Annotated in this window: 15 protein-coding genes; 11 read left to right on the forward strand and 4 right to left on the reverse strand. The window is 69.9% G+C overall.

Features of this window, described 5'->3' with window-relative positions; translation table 11 throughout:
• Positions 1-134 precede the first annotated feature (134 nt).
• Positions 135-1004 (reverse strand): SDR family NAD(P)-dependent oxidoreductase, encoded by an 870-nt coding sequence (locus IEY95_RS44165; RefSeq protein WP_189191945.1) that lies wholly within the window; start codon positions 1002-1004, stop codon positions 135-137.
• 84 nt (positions 1005-1088) lie between these two features.
• On the opposite strand from IEY95_RS44165, the gene IEY95_RS44170 reads away from it, so the two are divergent.
• Together IEY95_RS44170 and IEY95_RS44175 are read left to right on the forward strand one after the other, a co-directional pair.
• Positions 1089-1988: a helix-turn-helix transcriptional regulator gene (locus tag IEY95_RS44170; RefSeq protein ID WP_189191946.1), complete on the forward strand. Its 900-nt coding sequence runs from the start codon at positions 1089-1091 to the stop codon at positions 1986-1988.
• 22 nt (positions 1989-2010) lie between these two features.
• Positions 2011-2502, forward strand: a complete 492-nt coding sequence (locus tag IEY95_RS44175; protein ID WP_189191947.1) for an NUDIX domain-containing protein — start codon at positions 2011-2013, stop codon at positions 2500-2502.
• Between the two features lie 62 nt (positions 2503-2564).
• Here the strand turns inward: IEY95_RS44175 and IEY95_RS44180 are convergent, their stop codons facing one another.
• Positions 2565-2861: an SHOCT domain-containing protein gene (locus IEY95_RS44180; RefSeq protein ID WP_189191948.1), complete on the reverse strand. Its 297-nt coding sequence runs from the start codon at positions 2859-2861 to the stop codon at positions 2565-2567.
• A gap of 278 nt (positions 2862-3139) precedes the next feature.
• Here IEY95_RS44180 and IEY95_RS44185 point away from each other — a divergent pair, with 278 nt between their 5' ends.
• The 4 genes from IEY95_RS44185 (at position 3140) to IEY95_RS44200 (ending at position 7063) form a co-directional block, all read left to right on the forward strand.
• Entirely contained in the window at positions 3140-3979 is an 840-nt protein-coding gene (locus tag IEY95_RS44185) for an SDR family oxidoreductase (protein ID WP_189191949.1), read from the forward strand.
• Positions 3980-4089: 110 nt separating this feature from the next.
• On the forward strand, positions 4090-5478 hold the full coding sequence (locus IEY95_RS44190) for a cytochrome ubiquinol oxidase subunit I (protein ID WP_189192046.1): 1389 nt from the start codon (positions 4090-4092) through the stop codon (positions 5476-5478).
• A complete protein-coding gene (locus tag IEY95_RS44195) occupies positions 5475-6524 on the forward strand; it encodes a cytochrome d ubiquinol oxidase subunit II (protein ID WP_189191950.1) in 1050 nt (349 codons plus the stop codon). Before IEY95_RS44190 ends, IEY95_RS44195 begins: the two co-directional genes overlap by 4 nt.
• On the forward strand, positions 6521-7063 hold the full coding sequence (locus IEY95_RS44200) for a gluconokinase (RefSeq protein ID WP_189191951.1): 543 nt from the start codon (positions 6521-6523) through the stop codon (positions 7061-7063). The genes IEY95_RS44195 and IEY95_RS44200 overlap by 4 nt, the downstream gene beginning before the upstream one ends.
• Positions 7064-7435: 372 nt before the next feature.
• On the opposite strand, the gene IEY95_RS44205 is transcribed toward IEY95_RS44200, so the two are convergent.
• Positions 7436-8398, reverse strand: a complete 963-nt coding sequence (locus tag IEY95_RS44205) for a DUF389 domain-containing protein (protein ID WP_189191952.1) — start codon at positions 8396-8398, stop codon at positions 7436-7438.
• 131 nt (positions 8399-8529) lie between these two features.
• Between IEY95_RS44205 and IEY95_RS44210 the strand changes: the two genes are divergently transcribed.
• On the forward strand, positions 8530-9462 hold the full coding sequence (locus IEY95_RS44210; protein ID WP_189191953.1) for a cyclase family protein: 933 nt from the start codon (positions 8530-8532) through the stop codon (positions 9460-9462).
• 104 nt (positions 9463-9566) lie between these two features.
• Here the strand turns inward: IEY95_RS44210 and IEY95_RS44215 are convergent, their stop codons facing one another.
• Positions 9567-10211: a GAP family protein gene (locus IEY95_RS44215; RefSeq protein WP_189191954.1), complete on the reverse strand. Its 645-nt coding sequence runs from the start codon at positions 10209-10211 to the stop codon at positions 9567-9569.
• 246 nt (positions 10212-10457) lie between these two features.
• Between IEY95_RS44215 and IEY95_RS44220 the strand changes: the two genes are divergently transcribed.
• The 4 genes from IEY95_RS44220 to IEY95_RS44235 all read left to right on the forward strand — a co-directional run bounded on the left by IEY95_RS44220 (position 10458) and on the right by IEY95_RS44235 (position 16286).
• Positions 10458-11372: a YhjD/YihY/BrkB family envelope integrity protein gene (locus IEY95_RS44220; protein WP_189191955.1), complete on the forward strand. Its 915-nt coding sequence runs from the start codon at positions 10458-10460 to the stop codon at positions 11370-11372.
• A gap of 82 nt (positions 11373-11454) precedes the next feature.
• On the forward strand, positions 11455-13041 hold the full coding sequence (locus tag IEY95_RS44225) for a GMC oxidoreductase (protein ID WP_189191956.1): 1587 nt from the start codon (positions 11455-11457) through the stop codon (positions 13039-13041).
• Complete coding sequence (locus IEY95_RS44230) at positions 13038-14456, forward strand: DUF2252 domain-containing protein (RefSeq protein WP_189191957.1); 1419 nt, start codon at positions 13038-13040, stop codon at positions 14454-14456. The genes IEY95_RS44225 and IEY95_RS44230 overlap by 4 nt, the downstream gene beginning before the upstream one ends.
• 12 nt (positions 14457-14468) lie before the next feature.
• Positions 14469-16286, forward strand: a complete 1818-nt coding sequence (locus tag IEY95_RS44235) for a glycoside hydrolase family 15 protein (protein ID WP_189191958.1) — start codon at positions 14469-14471, stop codon at positions 16284-16286.
• The last annotated feature ends 15 nt before the right edge of the window (positions 16287-16301 follow it).

Here is a 16301-nt window from a genome sequence, read left to right on the forward strand (position 1 = left end):
AACGATCTTGGACGCCCTGTCTGCGTTGCCGGACACACCGTCAGCATTCGGAATGACTCGTCTAGGGCTTTTGTCCGGTGCGGCGAGAGTGCGTGCCGGGCGTCGCGACGCCGCGGAGATCCATCAGAAGCCCCCTAGCCCACAACGGCCGGTGGGCTGGTCTCGAATGCCTGGGCGGTCACCCCCATGGCCCGCAGCAGCAGCCGGTCGCGCACGCCGTCCGGGAGGAAACGCAGCAGGGCGAGCACCCGTCCGTCGCGTCCGGTGGTGTAGAGCGTGTCGGGCCGACGGGCGGTCAGGGCTCGTACGACGGCGTTGACGGCCGGGGCGACCGGCCCCAGCGGCTGGCGGGCCGCGGCGGTCCGTACGGCGTCCAGGGCGCTCGCGTACCGGTGCTGGGTCTCCGGCGAGCCGGCCCAGCCGATGTCGGCGCTCGCCTTGTCCGCCGTGGTGAAGATGGCGGTGTCCATGGCTCCCGGCTCGACCAGGGAGACCTTGACGCCCTGGTGGCGCAGTTCCATCCGCAGGGCCTGAGTGAGCGCCGACAGGGCGGCCTTGGAGGCGGCGATCGGGCCGAAGAAGGGCGGTGTGACGCGGGCGGACACGGCACCGAGGTTCACGATCCGGCCGCCGGCCGCGCGCAGGGCGGGCAGGAAGCCGCGGATCACCGCCGCCTGCCCGATCACGTTGATCTCGAACTGGCGGCGCCAGGCCTCGGCCGGCACGAGTTCGACGGGGCCCTGCCCCATGATGCCCGCGCTGTTCACCAGGGCATCGAGGCGGGGCCCCACCATGTCGGCGGCCGCCGCGATGGACTCCTCGTCGGTCACATCGAGGAGGACGGGCGTCAGGCCCGCGTCGCGCAGCGCTTCGGCGTCCGCGAGTTTGCGGTGCACGGCGTACACGATCCAGCCGTCGCCGCCCAGCCTGCGCGCGAGGGCGCCACCCACACCTCCGGTGGCGCCGGTGATCACAACGGTTCGGGGAGGGGTCAGCTCAGCCACAAGGGCCGCCTTTCACAAGGGAGTTCGCTTTCCCTTCCACCCTCCGCCCGGCCGCGTCCCCGGTGAAGAGTGCAGAATTTACTGGTGGCAGCGACACCAGGATCAGCACCCGGCACCGGCGACCAGGCCCGCGAGGCGCGCACCCCGGTTCCGGACGATCACGGCCGCAAGGCCCTCGCCGCGTTTCTGCGCTCCCGCCGCGAACGCGCCGACCCCGCGGGGACCGGGCTGCCACCGGGTGGCCGCCGCCGTACTCCCGGGCTGCGCCGCGAGGAGGTCTCGCTGCTCTCCGGGGTGAGCCTGACCTGGTACACCTGGCTCGAACAGGGCCGGGACATCCATGTCTCCCCGCAGATCCTGCTCGCCCTGGCGCGCGCCCTCCGGCTCGACGAGGTGGAGCGGGCCCACCTCTTCCGGCTCGCGGGCCTTCCGGCGCCCGAGCCCGCCGAACGCTCCCTGGAGGTCCCGGACGCCGTCCGCGCCTTCCTGGACAAGCTGATGCCCAACCCGGCGTTCGTCATCGACCGCTGCTTCGACATCCTCGCCTGGAACCCGGCGCAGGAGCGCATCCTCGGCCCGGCCCTGCTGGACCGCCCGCGCCGCGAACTCAACAGCGCCTGGATGCTGTTCCGCGTCCCGGAGATCCGCGCGCTGATGCCGGAGTGGGAACGGGAGGCCCGCTGGATGGCCGGGCTGCTGCGCCAGCAGGCGGCGTACGAACTCGACAACCCGCGCTTCTCGGAACTGGTCGCCGAACTCGTCGACACCAGCCCGTACTTCGCCGCGGCCTGGGAGACCCACGACGTCGTGGAGTTCCGCTCCTCCGTACGCCGCTACCGGCACCCAAAGGTCGGCGACCTCGAAGTGTCGTACGTACGCCTGGCAGTGGAGGAAGCACCCCGGCTGAGCCTGATCTGCCACTTCGCCGAGCCGGGCAGCGCGTCCGAGGAACGGCTGCGCAGGCTCGTGGCTCTGGGCCGATGACGACTCTCGTTACGCTTCGTGGGTGACCACTACAGATTTCGCCACGTACATCGCGGGCCTGCCCCGCGTCATCGTCGGCGCCGCCGCCCTCTTCCGCGACGCCGATGGCCGGGTGCTGCTCGTCGAGCCGAACTACCGCGAGGGCTGGGCCCTTCCGGGCGGCACGGTCGAATCGGACGACGGGGAGACCCCTCGGCCGGGCGCGCGCCGCGAGACGGCCGAGGAGATCGGCCTCGACATCGAACTCGGCCCGCTCCTCGCGGTCGACTGGGTGCACGGGACGGCGCGACCGCCGCTGGTGGCGTATCTGTACGACGGTGGAGTCCTCGGTGAGCAGGAGCTCAAGGCGATCCGCTTGCAGGAGGAGGAGCTGCTGTCCTGGCGGCTTGTGCCGCGCGAGGAGCTGGCCGAGTACCTGCCGGGCGCGCTGGGGCGTCGTGTCCTCGCGGGGCTCGATGTGCTGGCAGAGGGCACGGGGACGGCGGAACTGGAGAACGGCCATCGGGTGGGCTGACGGGGCAGGGCAGGGCAGAAGGCAGGCATACCGCTGTTGCCCCCGCCGCTCGCCCGCGGCGGTCAGGAGGCGAGGATCCTGCGCTTCTGATCCTCGAATTCGGCCTCGGTCAGAACGCCCTGGGCCTTGAGCTCCCCGAGTTGCTTCAGCTGATCGATCTTGCTGCTCATGTCGTCGACCGGCGGGGCGGGAGGGGGCGCGGCGGACGGCGCGGGCTGCGGCGGGGCCTGCTGATACTCCTGCTGATAGTCCTGCTGAGCCCATCGCCCCTGCTGACGGCGTGACACACGGTTCGACACGGCAGTCGCCGTACCGGCCACTACGGCTGTGCGGGCGACCCCGCGAAGGAGACCTGGCACGGCGGTTTCCTTTCTCGCAGGAGGCATGTGCAACAGACGCCTCCCCGGCCGACGCGCACATATCGGCGCACCGGGCACTTCCATTGGAGCACCGCATGAATGCCCTCGCACATCGACCTCGGCGCCGCCCTGCGTACATGTCATTGGGCCGTTCAGACCGAGCGGCAACCCCGACCGTGTGACGGGAGACGCGCCACCGAGCCGTGCTGTCCCACCGGTGCTTTCGTGGTGGGGCGGATTCTTCCGGATGTCCGCGTCGGACCCACAGGGAGACACGAGTGGATACCAGCGCCAGCACCGTTCCCCAGCCCCTTGCCCACCCCTTCCTCAAGGGTCAGAAGGCCTTGGTGACGGGCGCGAATTCCGGCATCGGCAAGGCCACGGCGATCGGTCTGGGGCGAGTGGGCGCCGATGTGGTGGTGAATTACGTGGCCGGGCGGGACGCCGCCGAAGAGGTGGTGCGCGAGATCGAGAGTTTCGGCGTCCGTGCCTACGCGCACGAGGCGGACGTGTCACAGGAGGACCAGGTCGTCGACATGGTTTCCCGCATGGTCAAGGAGTTCGGGACCATCGATGTCATGGTGGCGAATGCGGGGCTCCAGCGCGATGCCCCCATCACCGATATGACGATGGCACAGTGGCAGAAGGTCCTTGACGTCAATCTGAACGGGCAATTTCTGTGTGCCCGCGAAGCGACCAAGGAATTCATGCGGCGAGGCGTCGTCCCGGAGGTCTCCCGTTCCGCCGGGAAAATCATCTGCATGAGTTCGGTCCACCAGATCATCCCCTGGGCGGGCCACGTGAATTACGCGTCGTCCAAGGGCGGGGTGCAGATGCTCATGGCGACCCTCGCCCAGGAACTCGCGCCGCACAGGATCCGGGTGAACGCCGTTGCTCCGGGAGCGATTCGCACCCCCATCAACCGCAGCGCCTGGGACACCCCGGAGGCCGAGGCCGAGCTTCTCCGGCTCGTCCCTTACCGCCGCGTCGGCGACCCGGACGACATCGCGAACGTGGTGGCCGCTCTGGCCTCCGACTTCTTCGACTACGTCGTGGGGACCACGATCTACGTCGACGGCGGCATGACCCTGTTCCCCGGTTTCGCCACGGGCGGCTGAAGCCCACTGCCCTCAGCCGTCCGGTACGAGCCACCGAGGCCCATGTGCACAGCGCGATCGACCACCTTCTGGCGGACGGGCCGCCCCAGCTTCTGCCCGCCCGGGAGCTGATGGCCTTCACCCTCGCCTCCCACATCCTGCTGGTGCCCTTCGGCGTGGCCCTGCCCGCGATCACCCTCCTGATGCACTACCGCGGGCTGCGCAAGGGTGACGCCGTCGCCCTGTTGCTGGCGCGGCGCTGGTCGGCGGTGATGGCCGTCCAGTTCGCCATCGGCATCGTGACCGGCACGGTGCTGTCCTTCGAATTCGGTCTGCTGTGGCCGGGGATGATGGGCCGGTGGGGCGACGTCTTCGGCCTCGGCTTCGGGGTCGAGGCATGGGCTTTCTTCCTCGAAGCAATCCTCATCGCCATCTACCTGTACGGCTGGCGCCGGCTCAACCCCTGGACGCACTTCTGGCTCGGCCTGCCCCTGCCGTTGACCGCCCTGCTGGGGGCGTTCGGCATCGTGGCCGCGAATGCCTGGATGAACACCCCGCGCGGGTTCACGCTCGACCGGTCCGGCAACCCCGTGAACGTCAACGTGCGGCAGGCGGTCTTCACGCCGATGTTCGGCCCCGAGTACTGGCACTTCGTGGTCGGCGTCATCCTGACCGCCGGATATGTCGTCGCCGGGGTGTACGCAGTCGGCCTGCTGCGGGGCCGCCGGGACCGCTACCACCGGCTCGGCTTCACCGTGCCGTTCTCCGTCGCCGCGATTCTCACCCCCGTGCAGTTCATGCTCGGGGACTCGATCGCCCGCTCCATCTTTCACCAGCAGCCGGTGAAGTTCGCGGCCGCCGAGATCGTCTGGAAGACCGGCACCCACGTGCCGGAGTACATGTTCGGGCGCCTGCATCCCGACGGGACGATCTCCGGCGGGATCAAAATTCCCCAACTGGACTCGATCCTGGCCGGATTCAGCCCGGACACCAAGGTGACCGGGCTGACGTCGGTCCCCGCGAGCGACCGCCCCACGGCGACCCAGGCCACCATCGTCCATTGGGCGTTCGACATCATGGTGACGATCGGCAGCCTGCTCGTCCTGCTCGCGCTCTGGTACGGCTGGTGCTGGCTGCGCCGCCGCGATCTGCCCAGGTCGCGCTGGTTCCTCCGGTGCGCCGCGCTCGCCGGCGCCGCCTGCCTGGTGACCGTGGAGTGCGGCTGGATCACGACCGAGGTGGGCCGGCAGCCCTGGATCGTCTACCAGAACATGCGAGTCTCGGAGGCGGTGACCGGCACCCGTGCCTCGTCCCTGTGGGCGATGTTCGGCCTCGTCGTGGTGGTGTACGCGCTTGTCTTCGGTTCCTTCCTGGCCGTCCTGTTGAAGATGAGCCGCCGGTGGCGGCTGGCCGACGAGGGCGCTCTCGCGGGAACTACCGCCGAGGACCTGGAAGGCGACACCCCCTACGGACCCCGCCCGTTGTCCGCGGCCGGAGGCAGGGACAGGGGAGACGAATGATCGAGGACGTGGTCGCCTGGGTGCTGCTGGCCGCCGTGGCCGCGTACGCGTGCGCCGGTGGCACCGACTACGGCGCCGGATTCTGGGACCTCGTCGCGGGCGGCGCCGAACGCGGCAAACGCCCCAGGTGGCTCATCGACCACGCCATGGAACCGGTGTGGGAGACCAACAACGTCTGGCTCATCTTCGTCCTGGTCATCACGTGGACCGGCTTCCCGGTCCTGTTCCAGACGATCTTCTCGGCCATGTGGCTCCCCCTGGCGCTCGCGGCCGTGGGACTCGTCCTGCGCGGCGCGGGGTTCGCCCTGCGCAAACCCACGCGGCGCCTCGCCCGGCGCAGGGTCTACGGCGCCGCCTTCGCCGTCTCCTCCCTTCTGACGCCCTTCTTCCTCGGAGCGGCGGTCGGGGGGCTCGCCACGGGCCGGGTGGCTCCCGGCACGAAGGCGTCCGCCGACGCATGGTCCAACGGGACGTCCGTGATCACCGGGCTCCTCACCGTCGCCGCGACCGCCTTCCTCGGGGCGGTGTTCCTCACCGCCGACGCCCGCCGCTTCGAGGCCGCGGACCTTGTCGGGTACTTCCGGCTGCGGGCCTGGTGCAGCCTCGGCGTCCTCGCCGTGCTGGCGGTCGTCGGCCTCGCCGTGACCCACAATGACGCGCCCTACGTCTACGACGGGCTGACCAGCGGAGTCAGTCTCGCCCTCGTCCTGGTCGCCGTCGTCAGCGCGTTGGCGACCGCGGGTCTGCTGTACCGCACCGCGACGGGATGGGCGAGGATCACCGCCGTCGGCAGCGTGGCCCTCGTCGTCGTGGCGTGGGGGCTGGCCCAGCGGCCGTATCTCATCCCCACCTCACTGACCGTGTCCCAGGCGGCCGGCGCGTCGACGACGCTGCGCTGGCTGATGCTGGTCACCGTCGTCGCGGTGGTGCTCGTAGGACCGCCCCTGGTCCTGCTCTACCGGCTGGACACCCGCGGGGTCCTCCAGCCCCTCACCGAGGCGGACCTGCGCAATACGGCGCCCGGACGCGAACCGGAGAATCCGTGACCGGGGCCGCGAAAGAACCGCCGATCGTGGTGGTCCTGGGCGTGTCGGGTTCCGGGAAGAGCACCGTCGGCAAGGCGCTCGCCGAGCAGCTCGGACTGCCGTTCGTCGAGGGCGACGACTTCCACCCCGCCGCGAACATCGCCAAGATGGCTGCCGGCCACGCCCTGGACGACGCCGACCGCGAGCCCTGGCTGCGTAGCCTCGCCGACCGTATCCGTCAGTCCGCCGAGGCAGGTGAGGGGCTGGTCGTAGCCTGCTCGGCCCTCAAGCGCGCATACCGCGACGAGTTCCGTGCGGCCGCGGGCTCACGGCTGTGGTGCCTGTACCTCGTCCTGGACCGGAACACCGACTTCGACCGCGTGTCCCGGCGCACCGGTCACTTCATGCCCGCGCGGCTGGTCGACTCCCAGTACGAGACGCTGGAGCCGCTGGGACCGGACGAACCGGGCATGAGCGTGGACGCCACTGCCGACCTCACGGCGAATCTCACCCGGGCGCGGGCCGCCGTCGCGCGCTTCGGTGAGGGCACGGCCCGCTGACGGGTCAGCCGCTCAGGAGTACGGCGACGTCTCCGGACTGCGGGGTCGGGCCGCCGGTACGGGTGACTCCCGAGCAGCGGTTGGGCCACGAGCGCCGCGGAAGCGCCGGTGAACAGCGCGCCGGACCAGATCAGCCGCACCACGAACCGGCGCGTGTGGGCGATGAACCTCCTCAGGTCCAGGCCGAGCCCGGCATCGTAGAGGATCACGGCGACGGCCGGCGAGACCAGCGGCTGGAAGCTGCCGCACCTCGGTGCGATCTTCATCCGTCGGGCCCGTTGGGTGCCCCGCCGAAGGCGGCCCAGCTCACGCTCGCGGTCGCGCGGGCAACTCATCGGCCTGTGCCGCGTCGCCGTCGCACCGGCTCCGCGGCTACGCCGTCCGCCTGACGGCGTGCTCGCGTCGGCGTTCGCTCACCCGCCGCCAGATCGCCCGCTGGCATTTGAGCGTGCCGGTCCCGACCGCGATCAGCAGGACGATGTTGAGCAGGAGCTGGAGCAGCGAACCCCAGGCCTGGTCCCAGCTGCCGAACGCCAAGGAGACCGCGATGTCGGCCCCGGCCGGAATGGTGGTCACCGAGATGAAGACGCCGAGCAGTGCGCTCGTCCGCTCCTCGGCCAGCGAGACGATGCCGACGATCCCGGCCAGCACCGCCACCACGACCGAGTAGAAGTCGGGGGTGTCGATCAGATGCGACACGGGCCTCAGTCCCAGCTCGAAGGCCGGCGGTTGCAGCCCGAAGCCCCGGACGAGGAGGGCGAAGAGAAGGGTGGCGGCAATGGCCAGCAGGAAGCCCACGAGCAGGGCCGTGAGGCCCTTCCGGATTCTCGGCCGGGAGCGGCGGTCGATCCCGAGGGCGACGCTGGTGATGGCTCCGTACTCGGGTCCGACCACCATGGCCGCGACGATGAGGATCTGGGAGTTGGTGAGGATGCCCACCGCGCCGATGACTCCGGCGATGGCCAGGAAGAGGTAGAAGCTCGGCGAGTATCTGCCCTCGGCCCGGATCCGGGCCTCCACCTGCTCCCACACCGGCGCACGCAGCCGGGCCCCGAGCACCTCGGCTCCGACCTTGTCCGCGCGCTCCGAGAACACCGTGTCGACCGGATCGAGGACGATGGAGCCACGGTGTTCGATGCCGAGATCCCGCAGGCCGCGCAGCACCTCGTTGGCGGCCCCGGTCAGGATGTCGCACTCGATGGCGTCGCCGTCGGGGTTGCGGACGCCGCCCACCTGGAGATGCAGGTTCAGGACACACGGCTCGGCGGTCAGCAGGGCCATGGTGCGTTGCGTGAGGTCCGGCGGGCACACCGCTCGGACGTGGATCATGTCCATCCGGACCTCCGCGTATCGGTGCGGTGCGCGGGTTGTGGCCCGGACAGGCCGCTCATCCCTCATTAACGCGGCGGTCCCTGCGCCCGGCAACTCGGCGTGCCGGAATCCGGCGGCTGCCGGATGGTGGGGACATGCGGACGTCCGACGAGCTGAGCGAGGCCGACTTCCGGTCGCTCTACCGACGCTTGCGTGGCATTGCCCCCGGCGGTGCCAACCGCCGGGGCGCCCTGGATACGATCACCGAAGAGCAGGTGCTGGCGGCCGTGCGCGAGGTCCGGTCGGGGCGCGCGGTGTCGCTGGCCGCCCCCGTGAACACCCGCACCGAACCCGACGACGCCGATCCGGCCCAGCACCGGCTCACCGCCCCGCCCGGCGGCCGACCGAGCTCAGAGGGCCTGGAATTCGCCCGGGACCGCTTCGCCATGAACATTCACGGCGACGTGGACAGCCACATCGACGCGCTGTGTCACGTCATCTACGACGGCACGCTGCACGGCGGCATACCGGCGGCGGACGCACTGACGCCGGACGGAGCCGGCGTCCTGTCCATCGACCTGGCCGACGACGGCATCGTCGGACGCGGGGTCCTCCTCGACATCCCGCGTCTGCACGGCGTCTCCTGGCTCGAACCCGGATCGAACGTGACCGCCGAGGACCTCGTCTGCGCGGAGGCACGGCAGGGGCTCCGGGTCGGCCGGGGCGACATCCTCCTCGTACGGGTCGGGCACCGCAGGCGCCGCGAGGAGCTGGGTCCCTGGGACACGGCCAACGCTCGTGCCGGACTGCATCCGACCGCCATGGAGTTCCTGGCCGAGCGGGGGGTGGCCGTACTCGGCGGTGACGGCAACAACGACACGGCCCCGAGCGCGGCGCGGGGCATCGCGTTCCCGGTGCATGTGCTCGCCATCCACGCGATGGGGCTGCATCTGCTGGACTATCTGCGGTTCGAGGACCTCGCGCCGATCTGCGCGCGGGAGGGCCGCTGGTCGTTTCTCTGCGTGATCGCCCCCCTCCGGCTGCCCGCGGCCACCGGCTCCCCCGTCAATCCCCTCGCGATCCTGTAAAGACCCGGCCAATCCCCTCACCATCCCGTGAGAGCCGCCCCATCCCCTCACCATCCCGTGAGAGCCGCCCCATCCCCTCACCATCCCGTAAGAGGCGAACCCGCTCAGGCGGTCAGCTGGTAGATGCTTCTGCCCACCAGCCAGAGCCCCAGCAGCAGCGACAGCGACACGACTGCCTGGTCCTGATGGCTCTCCAGCCATGTACGGAGCCTCCCGAGGCGTGCCCGGGCCGGGCCGGGGGCGAAGGTCGCGTAGATCTCCATCGTCAGCAGGCTGGAGGTGGCCAGCAGGCAATAGCCCAACAACGCCGCGTACGAAGCCGCATGGGAGAGATCGGCCTGCACCACGGTGGCGGCACCGGCGGCTACCAACCCCCACGGCTGGAGGAAGAGTGCCAGTCCGGCCGCCGTCCATGGAGAGACCCGGTCGAGCCGCGACATCAGCCCGGACGACTTGTGCCGTGTGCGCGGCCTGCGGCGGGCGTGGTCGGCGTACCAGACGAGCCCGACGCCGAGGGCCAGTTTGGCGGCCAGCGCGGCCGTGGAGGGCGGGGACCTCGGCGGCGGTGGCTCCCCGCCGGTCATCAGCAGCACCGCCGCGATGATCCCGACGAAGGAGGCCAGCCACGCGAGGACGAAGGCCAGCCCGTTCCAGATCCCGCCCCGCGCCGACAGCACCAGGACGAATGCGGTGATCGGCAGAGGGTACAAGGTGATCGCCAGGCCGATGAGGACCAGGTCAAGGACCATCGCTGCCCCCAGGTGGCCTCGCGCTCCCCGCAGCAGCGGCGCCGCCGACATACCGCATGATCCCATCGTCACCGCGCCCGCCCGCACCCACAAATCCGCGGTTCCGGCCGGAACGCCACCTCCGGTCCGCCTCCCCCGTATGGCGCAACGGCGCTCGCGCCGCAGGTCCCGCCGCCGCCCGGGGCGGCACCCTGGTGGCGTGGTCACGCCCCGGGGCGTGGAGCTCAGGCCCGACCGGGGAGCAGCATGCGCGCAGGCAGAGGATCCGGCTCGCCCAGTGGCGGCAGGGCAGGCCGCCCGCGCGGGCGGGCGGCGGATCTGCGGGCGCGGCTGCTGCGGCTGAGGAACACCGTCGAGAGGCGGTTCCCGGTGATCACCCGCCTCACTTCCCACCTGATCGCGGTGAACCTGCTGGACTCCGCGACGCGGCTGGCGGCCCAGGCCTTCCTGACCGCCGTTCCCCTGCTCTTCCTGGTCGCCTCCTTCGCCCCGCAGGACGTGCGCAACCAGATCGTCACCTCGCTGCAGGACGTCCTGGGCATCGAAGGCTCCGCCGACCAGCAGCTGAAGCTGGTCATGCAGGCCGATCCCGCAAGCCTGCGCCAGAGCACCGGGGTGGTGAGCGGGCTGATGGTGCTGCTCTCCGCCACCGCGGTCAGCCGCGCCATGCAGCGGCTGTGCCAACGCGCTTGGCGGTTGCCGAGTGCGGGCGCGAGAGTCGCCGCCTGGAGATGGCCCGTGTGGATCGCCGTCTGGCTGGCCGTGTTCGTTCTGCAGGGGCCGCTGCGGAACGGATTCGGCGTGGGGCTGTGGCTGGGCCTGCCGCTTCTGCTGGCCACCGAGGTGGGCATCTGGTGGTGGACCCAGCACCTGCTGCTGGCCGCGCGCGTGCCCTGGCTGCCGCTGCTGCCCGGTGCGCTACTCACCGGGGTGGCCGTGACCGTACTGACGGTGATCGCCAAGCTGTACGTGCCCGCCGCGCTCAACCACAGTCTGGACCGGTACGGGTCACTGGGTGCGGTCTTCACCCTGCTGTCCTGGCTGATCGGACTCTGCGTCGTCGTGGCCCTCGGCATCACCGCTGGTGCGGTCATCGCACGCGAACCCGCCGTGTCCAGGCGCCTCGGTTCACCCGACCGGCCCAACTCGCCGGAATTTTAGCCCGGAGATACGTTGGTGGTCGGGGCAGATTTTCCTCTTCAACCGGCGGCATCCGGCGCATGCTCCGAGGACGGTGGCCGACATGACCGACGCACAGCACTATGACGTCATCGTTATTGGCACCGGTGCGGGCGGTGGCACGATCGCTCACCGACTTGCTCCCACCGGCAAACGGATCCTCCTTCTCGAACGCGGTGGCTATCTGCCCCGGGAGCGCGACAACTGGGATTCCACCGCGGTTTTCGTCAAGGGGAAATACCGGGCTCCGGAATTCTGGTTCGACAAAGACGGAAACCAGTTCCCGCCCGAGGTCAATTACTACGTGGGCGGCAACACCAAGTTCTACGGCGCCGCGCTCTTCCGTATGCGCCCGGAGGACTTCGGTGAACTCCGCCACCACGACGGCATCTCCCCCGCCTGGCCACTGAGTTACGAGGAACTCGAGCCGTACTACACGCGGGCCGAACACCTCTATCTCGTCCACGGCCGGCACGGCGAAGACCCGACCGAGGGTCCCACCAGCGCGCAGTACGCCTACCCGCCGGTCCAGCACGAGCCGCGCATCCAGCAACTGAGCCACGACCTGGAAAAGCAGGGGCTGCACCCCTTCCACCTCCCGATCGGGGTGAACCTCACCCAGGACGACCGGGGCCGGGCCGCACACACCAGCGCCTGCATCCGCTGCGACCGCGTCGACGGCTTCCCCTGCCTGGTCGGCGCGAAGTCCGACGCACAGGTCATCTGTGTCGACCCCGCCCTCGAACACGCCAATGTCGAGATGGTCACCCACGCGCATGTGCAGCGCCTCGCAACCGATGGGACCGGCCGGAGTGTCACCTCGGTCATCGCGACGGTGGGCGACGGGAACCCCTCGACCGTGGAGTTCAGCGGCGACATCGTGGTCGTCGCCTGCGGCGCCGTCAACTCCGCGGTCCTCCTGCTGCGTTCGGCCGATGACCGCCATCCGCAGGGCCTGGCCAACAGCTCGGACGTGGTGGGTCGGCACTACATGAGGCACAACAACCTGGCCCTGATGGCCGTGTCCAAGGAACCGAACGACACCAAGTTCCAGAAGACCCTGGCGCTGCACGACTGGTATCTGGGATCCGACGACTGGGACTATCCCCTCGGCGGCATCCAGATGCTCGGCAAGTCCGACTCCGAGCAGATCCACGGCGAAGCGCCCCGCTGGGCCGGGGCCGTCGCCCCCGACATGCCCTTCGAGGTACTCGCCCACCACGCGGTCGACTTCTGGCTGTGCGGAGAGGACCTGCCCGCCGCCGGCAACCGCGTCACCCTGGACCGGGACGGCGGTATCCACCTGGCCCTCGACGAGAAGAACAACATCGCCGGGCTGAAGCGACTGCGGCACAAACTGCAGGACATGCTCAGCCACTTGGGCATGCACGAACACCATCTCCTGTCGCGCAGCATCTACCTGCACAAGGGCATGCCCATCGGCGCCACCGCGCATCAGGCGGGTACGGTCCGCTTCGGCCGTGACCCCCGCAGTTCCGCTCTCGACGTCAACTGCAAGGCCCACGACCTCGACAACCTCTACGTCGTCGACACGAGCTTCTTCCCGAGCATCGGAGCGGTCAATCCCTCGCTGACGGCCATCGCCAACGCCCTGCGCGTCGGTGACCACATCGCGGAGCGGTTGCAATGACCGTCAACCACCCGGCCGATGGCGGCTCCCGGCACCGCACACCGCAGGAGCGAGCCGCGCGCGGCAAGGCCGCCCGATCTTCCGTACCCCGCTCCAGCCAGGCCGAGTTCGCTCCCTCGGAGAAGCGGCCCGACCCGGTGGACATCATCGAGGCCCAGTCGGCGACGCGGGTGCCCGAGCTCGTCCCGATCCGCTACGGCAGGATGACCGAGTCGCCGTTCCGCTTCTACCGGGGGGCCGCCGCCATCATGGCCGGGGATCTCGCCGACACCCCCCGGTCCGGGATCAGAACGCAGTTGTGCGGGGACGCGCACCTGCTGAACTTCCGGCTGCTGGCCTCTCCGGAGCGCCGCATGATGTTCGACATCAATGATTTCGACGAGACGCTGCCCGGCCCCTGGGAGTGGGATGTCAAGCGACTGTCCACCAGTTTCGTCATCGCCGGCCGGGCGAACGGCTTCAGCACCAGGGAGCGCGCCGACGTCGTACAGTCGACGGTCCGGTCCTACCGGGCGTGGATGCGGCATTTCGCCGGGATGGCCAATCTCCCCGTGTGGTATGCCCAGTTCGAGAAGGAGTGGGTGGAGGAGCAGTTCGTCCAGGAGGTGGGCGCACGGGCCCGCGACCGCTGGTCCCGGTCGGTGGCGAAAGCACACACCAGGGACAGTATCCAGGCCTTCGACAAGCTCACCCACATCGTCGACGGGAAGCGTCGCATCGCCCCGGATCCGCCACTGATCACGCCGCTGCACGAGCTGCTTCAAGGTGTCGAGCGCGGCGCTCTGGAGAAGGTGATCCGGCGTCTGATCGATCGTTACGGCCGGACCCTGCAGTCGGACAGGCGGTTCCTGCTGGAGCAGTACCGGGTGGTCGACATGGCCCGCAAGGTGGTCGGGGTCGGCAGCGTGGGCACTCGCTGCTGGATCGTGCTCCTGCTCGGCAGGGACGACATGGACCCGCTGCTCCTGCAGGCCAAGGAGGCCGACAAGTCGGTGCTGGAGCCCTTCGCCGGCTCCGGCGACTACCGGACACAGGGCGAGCGCGTGGTCTCCGGCCAGCGGCTCATGCAGGCCACCAGCGACATCTTCCTGGGCTGGGAACGGGCCGACGGCTTCGACGGCCGCCGACGGGACTTCTACGTACGGCAGTTGCGGGACTGGAAGGGCATCGCCGAGCCCGAGTCGATGGTGCCGACCGGAATGCGGGCCTTCGGTGAGCTGTGCGGTGCCACGCTGGCCCGCGCGCACGCGAGGTCGGGCGACCGGATCGCCATCGCGGCGTATCTGGGCGGGGGCGACGTCTTCGACCGGGCGCTCGTGACCTTCGCCGAGCGCTATGCCGACCAGAACGAGAAGGACCACCAGGCACTCGTCGACGCCGTCCGCACGGGGCGGGTAACCGCTGAAGCAGCCTGAAAGGAGACCGCCATGGATCGCTATCCGCCGATCGCCGACCATGGGCTCGTCGGGGACCTGCAGACCGCGGCTCTGGTGTCGTCGAAGGGGGTGATCGACTGGTTCGCGGCACCGCGCTTCGACTCGCCCAGCGTCTTCGCCGCCCTGCTCGACCACGACGGCGGCGGCTATTTCCGCTTCGCGCCCGAGCACCCCGAGGGAACCTGGAAGCAGCTCTACTACCCGGACACCGCCCTCGTGGTGACCCGCTTCATGTCACCCGACGGAGTCGGCGAGACCATCGACCACATGCCGGTCCAGACGGGCCTGGCGGCGACCGACCGGCACAGTCTGGTGCGGGTCGTACGCGCGGTGCGCGGCACCGTGCAGTTCGCCCTCGAATGCCGACCCCGGTTCGACTATGCGCGGGCCACCCATGAACTCGACCTGACGCCCGACACGGCGACATTCCGGTCCCCGGGGACGACCGCCTACCTCCAGAGCACCATCCCACTCGATCGGGACGGGCAGGACGTCCGGACCACCATCACCCTCAACGACGGAGAGACGGCGGCCGTGGTGTTCACCGTGTGCGCGCCGGACGGAGAGGCGCCACCGCCGCCCACCACCGAACGGATCACCAACGAGCTCTGGGAGAACATCGACTTCTGGCAGAAGTGGGTGCGTACCTCGCGTTATCGCGGGCGTTGGGCGGCGATGGTGCACCGCTCGGCCATCACTCTCAAGCTCCTCACGTACGCACCCTCGGGGGCACCGGTCGCCGCCGCCACCATGGGACTGCCCGAACAGGTCGGCGGTGAGCGCAATTGGGACTACCGCTACACCTGGGTGCGGGACGGCTCCCTGTCGGTGCGGGCACTGCTCGACCTCGGCTTCGTGGAGGAGGCGACCCGCTTCACCCACTGGCTCGGCGCCCGCCTGGCCGCCCACGAGGGACCGGACGGCGAACCCCTTCAGATCATGTACCGGGTCGACGGCGACCCCCATCTGACGGAGGAGATCCTGGAGCACTTCGAGGGCTACCGCGGCTCCTACCCCGTCCGGGCCGGCAACGCCGCCTCCGACCAGCTGCAGCTCGACATCTACGGCGAGGCCCTCTACGCCCTGGCCGAGAGCCGCTCGATCGGGGAACAGGCCGGCTATCACGGGTGGAAGGGCCTGGCCGGCACCCTGGACTGGCTCGCCGACTCCTGGGACCGGCCCGACGAGGGCATCTGGGAGACCCGGGGAGGACGCAAGGACTTCACCTACAGCCGGGTGATGTGCTGGACCGCCTTCGACCGCGGTCTGAAACTGGCCGCCGAGTTCAGCAGGCCGGCCGACACCGTCCGTTGGACCCGGGCCCGTGACACGATTTTCGAACAGGTCATGGAACGCGGCTGGAACGAGAAGGAGCAGACCCTGGTCCAGTATTACGGCGGCGACGTGCTGGACGCCTCCCTGCTGCTCGCCCCCCGGGTCGGATTCCTGTCCCCCCGGAGCCCCGGCTGGCTCAACACCCTGGACGCCATGGACCGCGTCCTCGTCTCCGACAGCCTCGTCTACCGCTACGACCCCGAGGCCTCCCCCGACGGACTGCGCGGCTCCGAAGGAACATTCAGCCTGTGTACGTTCCTGTACGTCGATGCCCTCGCCCGCGCGGGGCGGCTCTCCCAGGCCCGCTACGCCTTCGAGAAGATGCAGACGTACGCGAACCACGTCGGCCTGTTCGCCGAGGAGATCGGCCCCAGCGGGGAGCAACTCGGCAACTTCCCCCAGGCCTTCACCCATCTCTCCCTCATCATGGCCGCGACGACGCTGGACGACGCTCTGGATCGGCTCCCGCACTGAACGCGGGGATTCCCG

It is taken from the genome of Streptomyces albiflavescens, from assembly GCF_014645835.1.
Taxonomy (GTDB): Bacteria; Actinomycetota; Actinomycetes; order Streptomycetales; family Streptomycetaceae; genus Streptomyces; species Streptomyces albiflavescens.

Excerpts from the sequence above, each read along its gene's own strand:
- IEY95_RS44225 (WP_189191956.1), top strand. The coding sequence starts at position 11,455 with ATGACCGACGCACAGCACTATGACGTCATCGTTATTGGCACCGGTGCG.
- IEY95_RS44210 (WP_189191953.1), top strand. The coding sequence starts at position 8,530 with ATGCGGACGTCCGACGAGCTGAGCGAGGCCGACTTCCGGTCGCTCTAC.
- IEY95_RS44205 (WP_189191952.1), bottom strand. The coding sequence starts at position 8,398 with ATGGACATGATCCACGTCCGAGCGGTGTGCCCGCCGGACCTCACGCAA.
- IEY95_RS44235 (WP_189191958.1), top strand. The coding sequence starts at position 14,469 with ATGGATCGCTATCCGCCGATCGCCGACCATGGGCTCGTCGGGGACCTG.
- IEY95_RS44230 (WP_189191957.1), top strand. The coding sequence starts at position 13,038 with ATGACCGTCAACCACCCGGCCGATGGCGGCTCCCGGCACCGCACACCG.
- IEY95_RS44215 (WP_189191954.1), bottom strand. The coding sequence starts at position 10,211 with ATGGTCCTTGACCTGGTCCTCATCGGCCTGGCGATCACCTTGTACCCT.
- IEY95_RS44195 (WP_189191950.1), top strand. The coding sequence starts at position 5,475 with ATGATCGAGGACGTGGTCGCCTGGGTGCTGCTGGCCGCCGTGGCCGCG.
- IEY95_RS44220 (WP_189191955.1), top strand. The coding sequence starts at position 10,458 with ATGCGCGCAGGCAGAGGATCCGGCTCGCCCAGTGGCGGCAGGGCAGGC.
- IEY95_RS44190 (WP_189192046.1), top strand. The coding sequence starts at position 4,090 with ATGGCCTTCACCCTCGCCTCCCACATCCTGCTGGTGCCCTTCGGCGTG.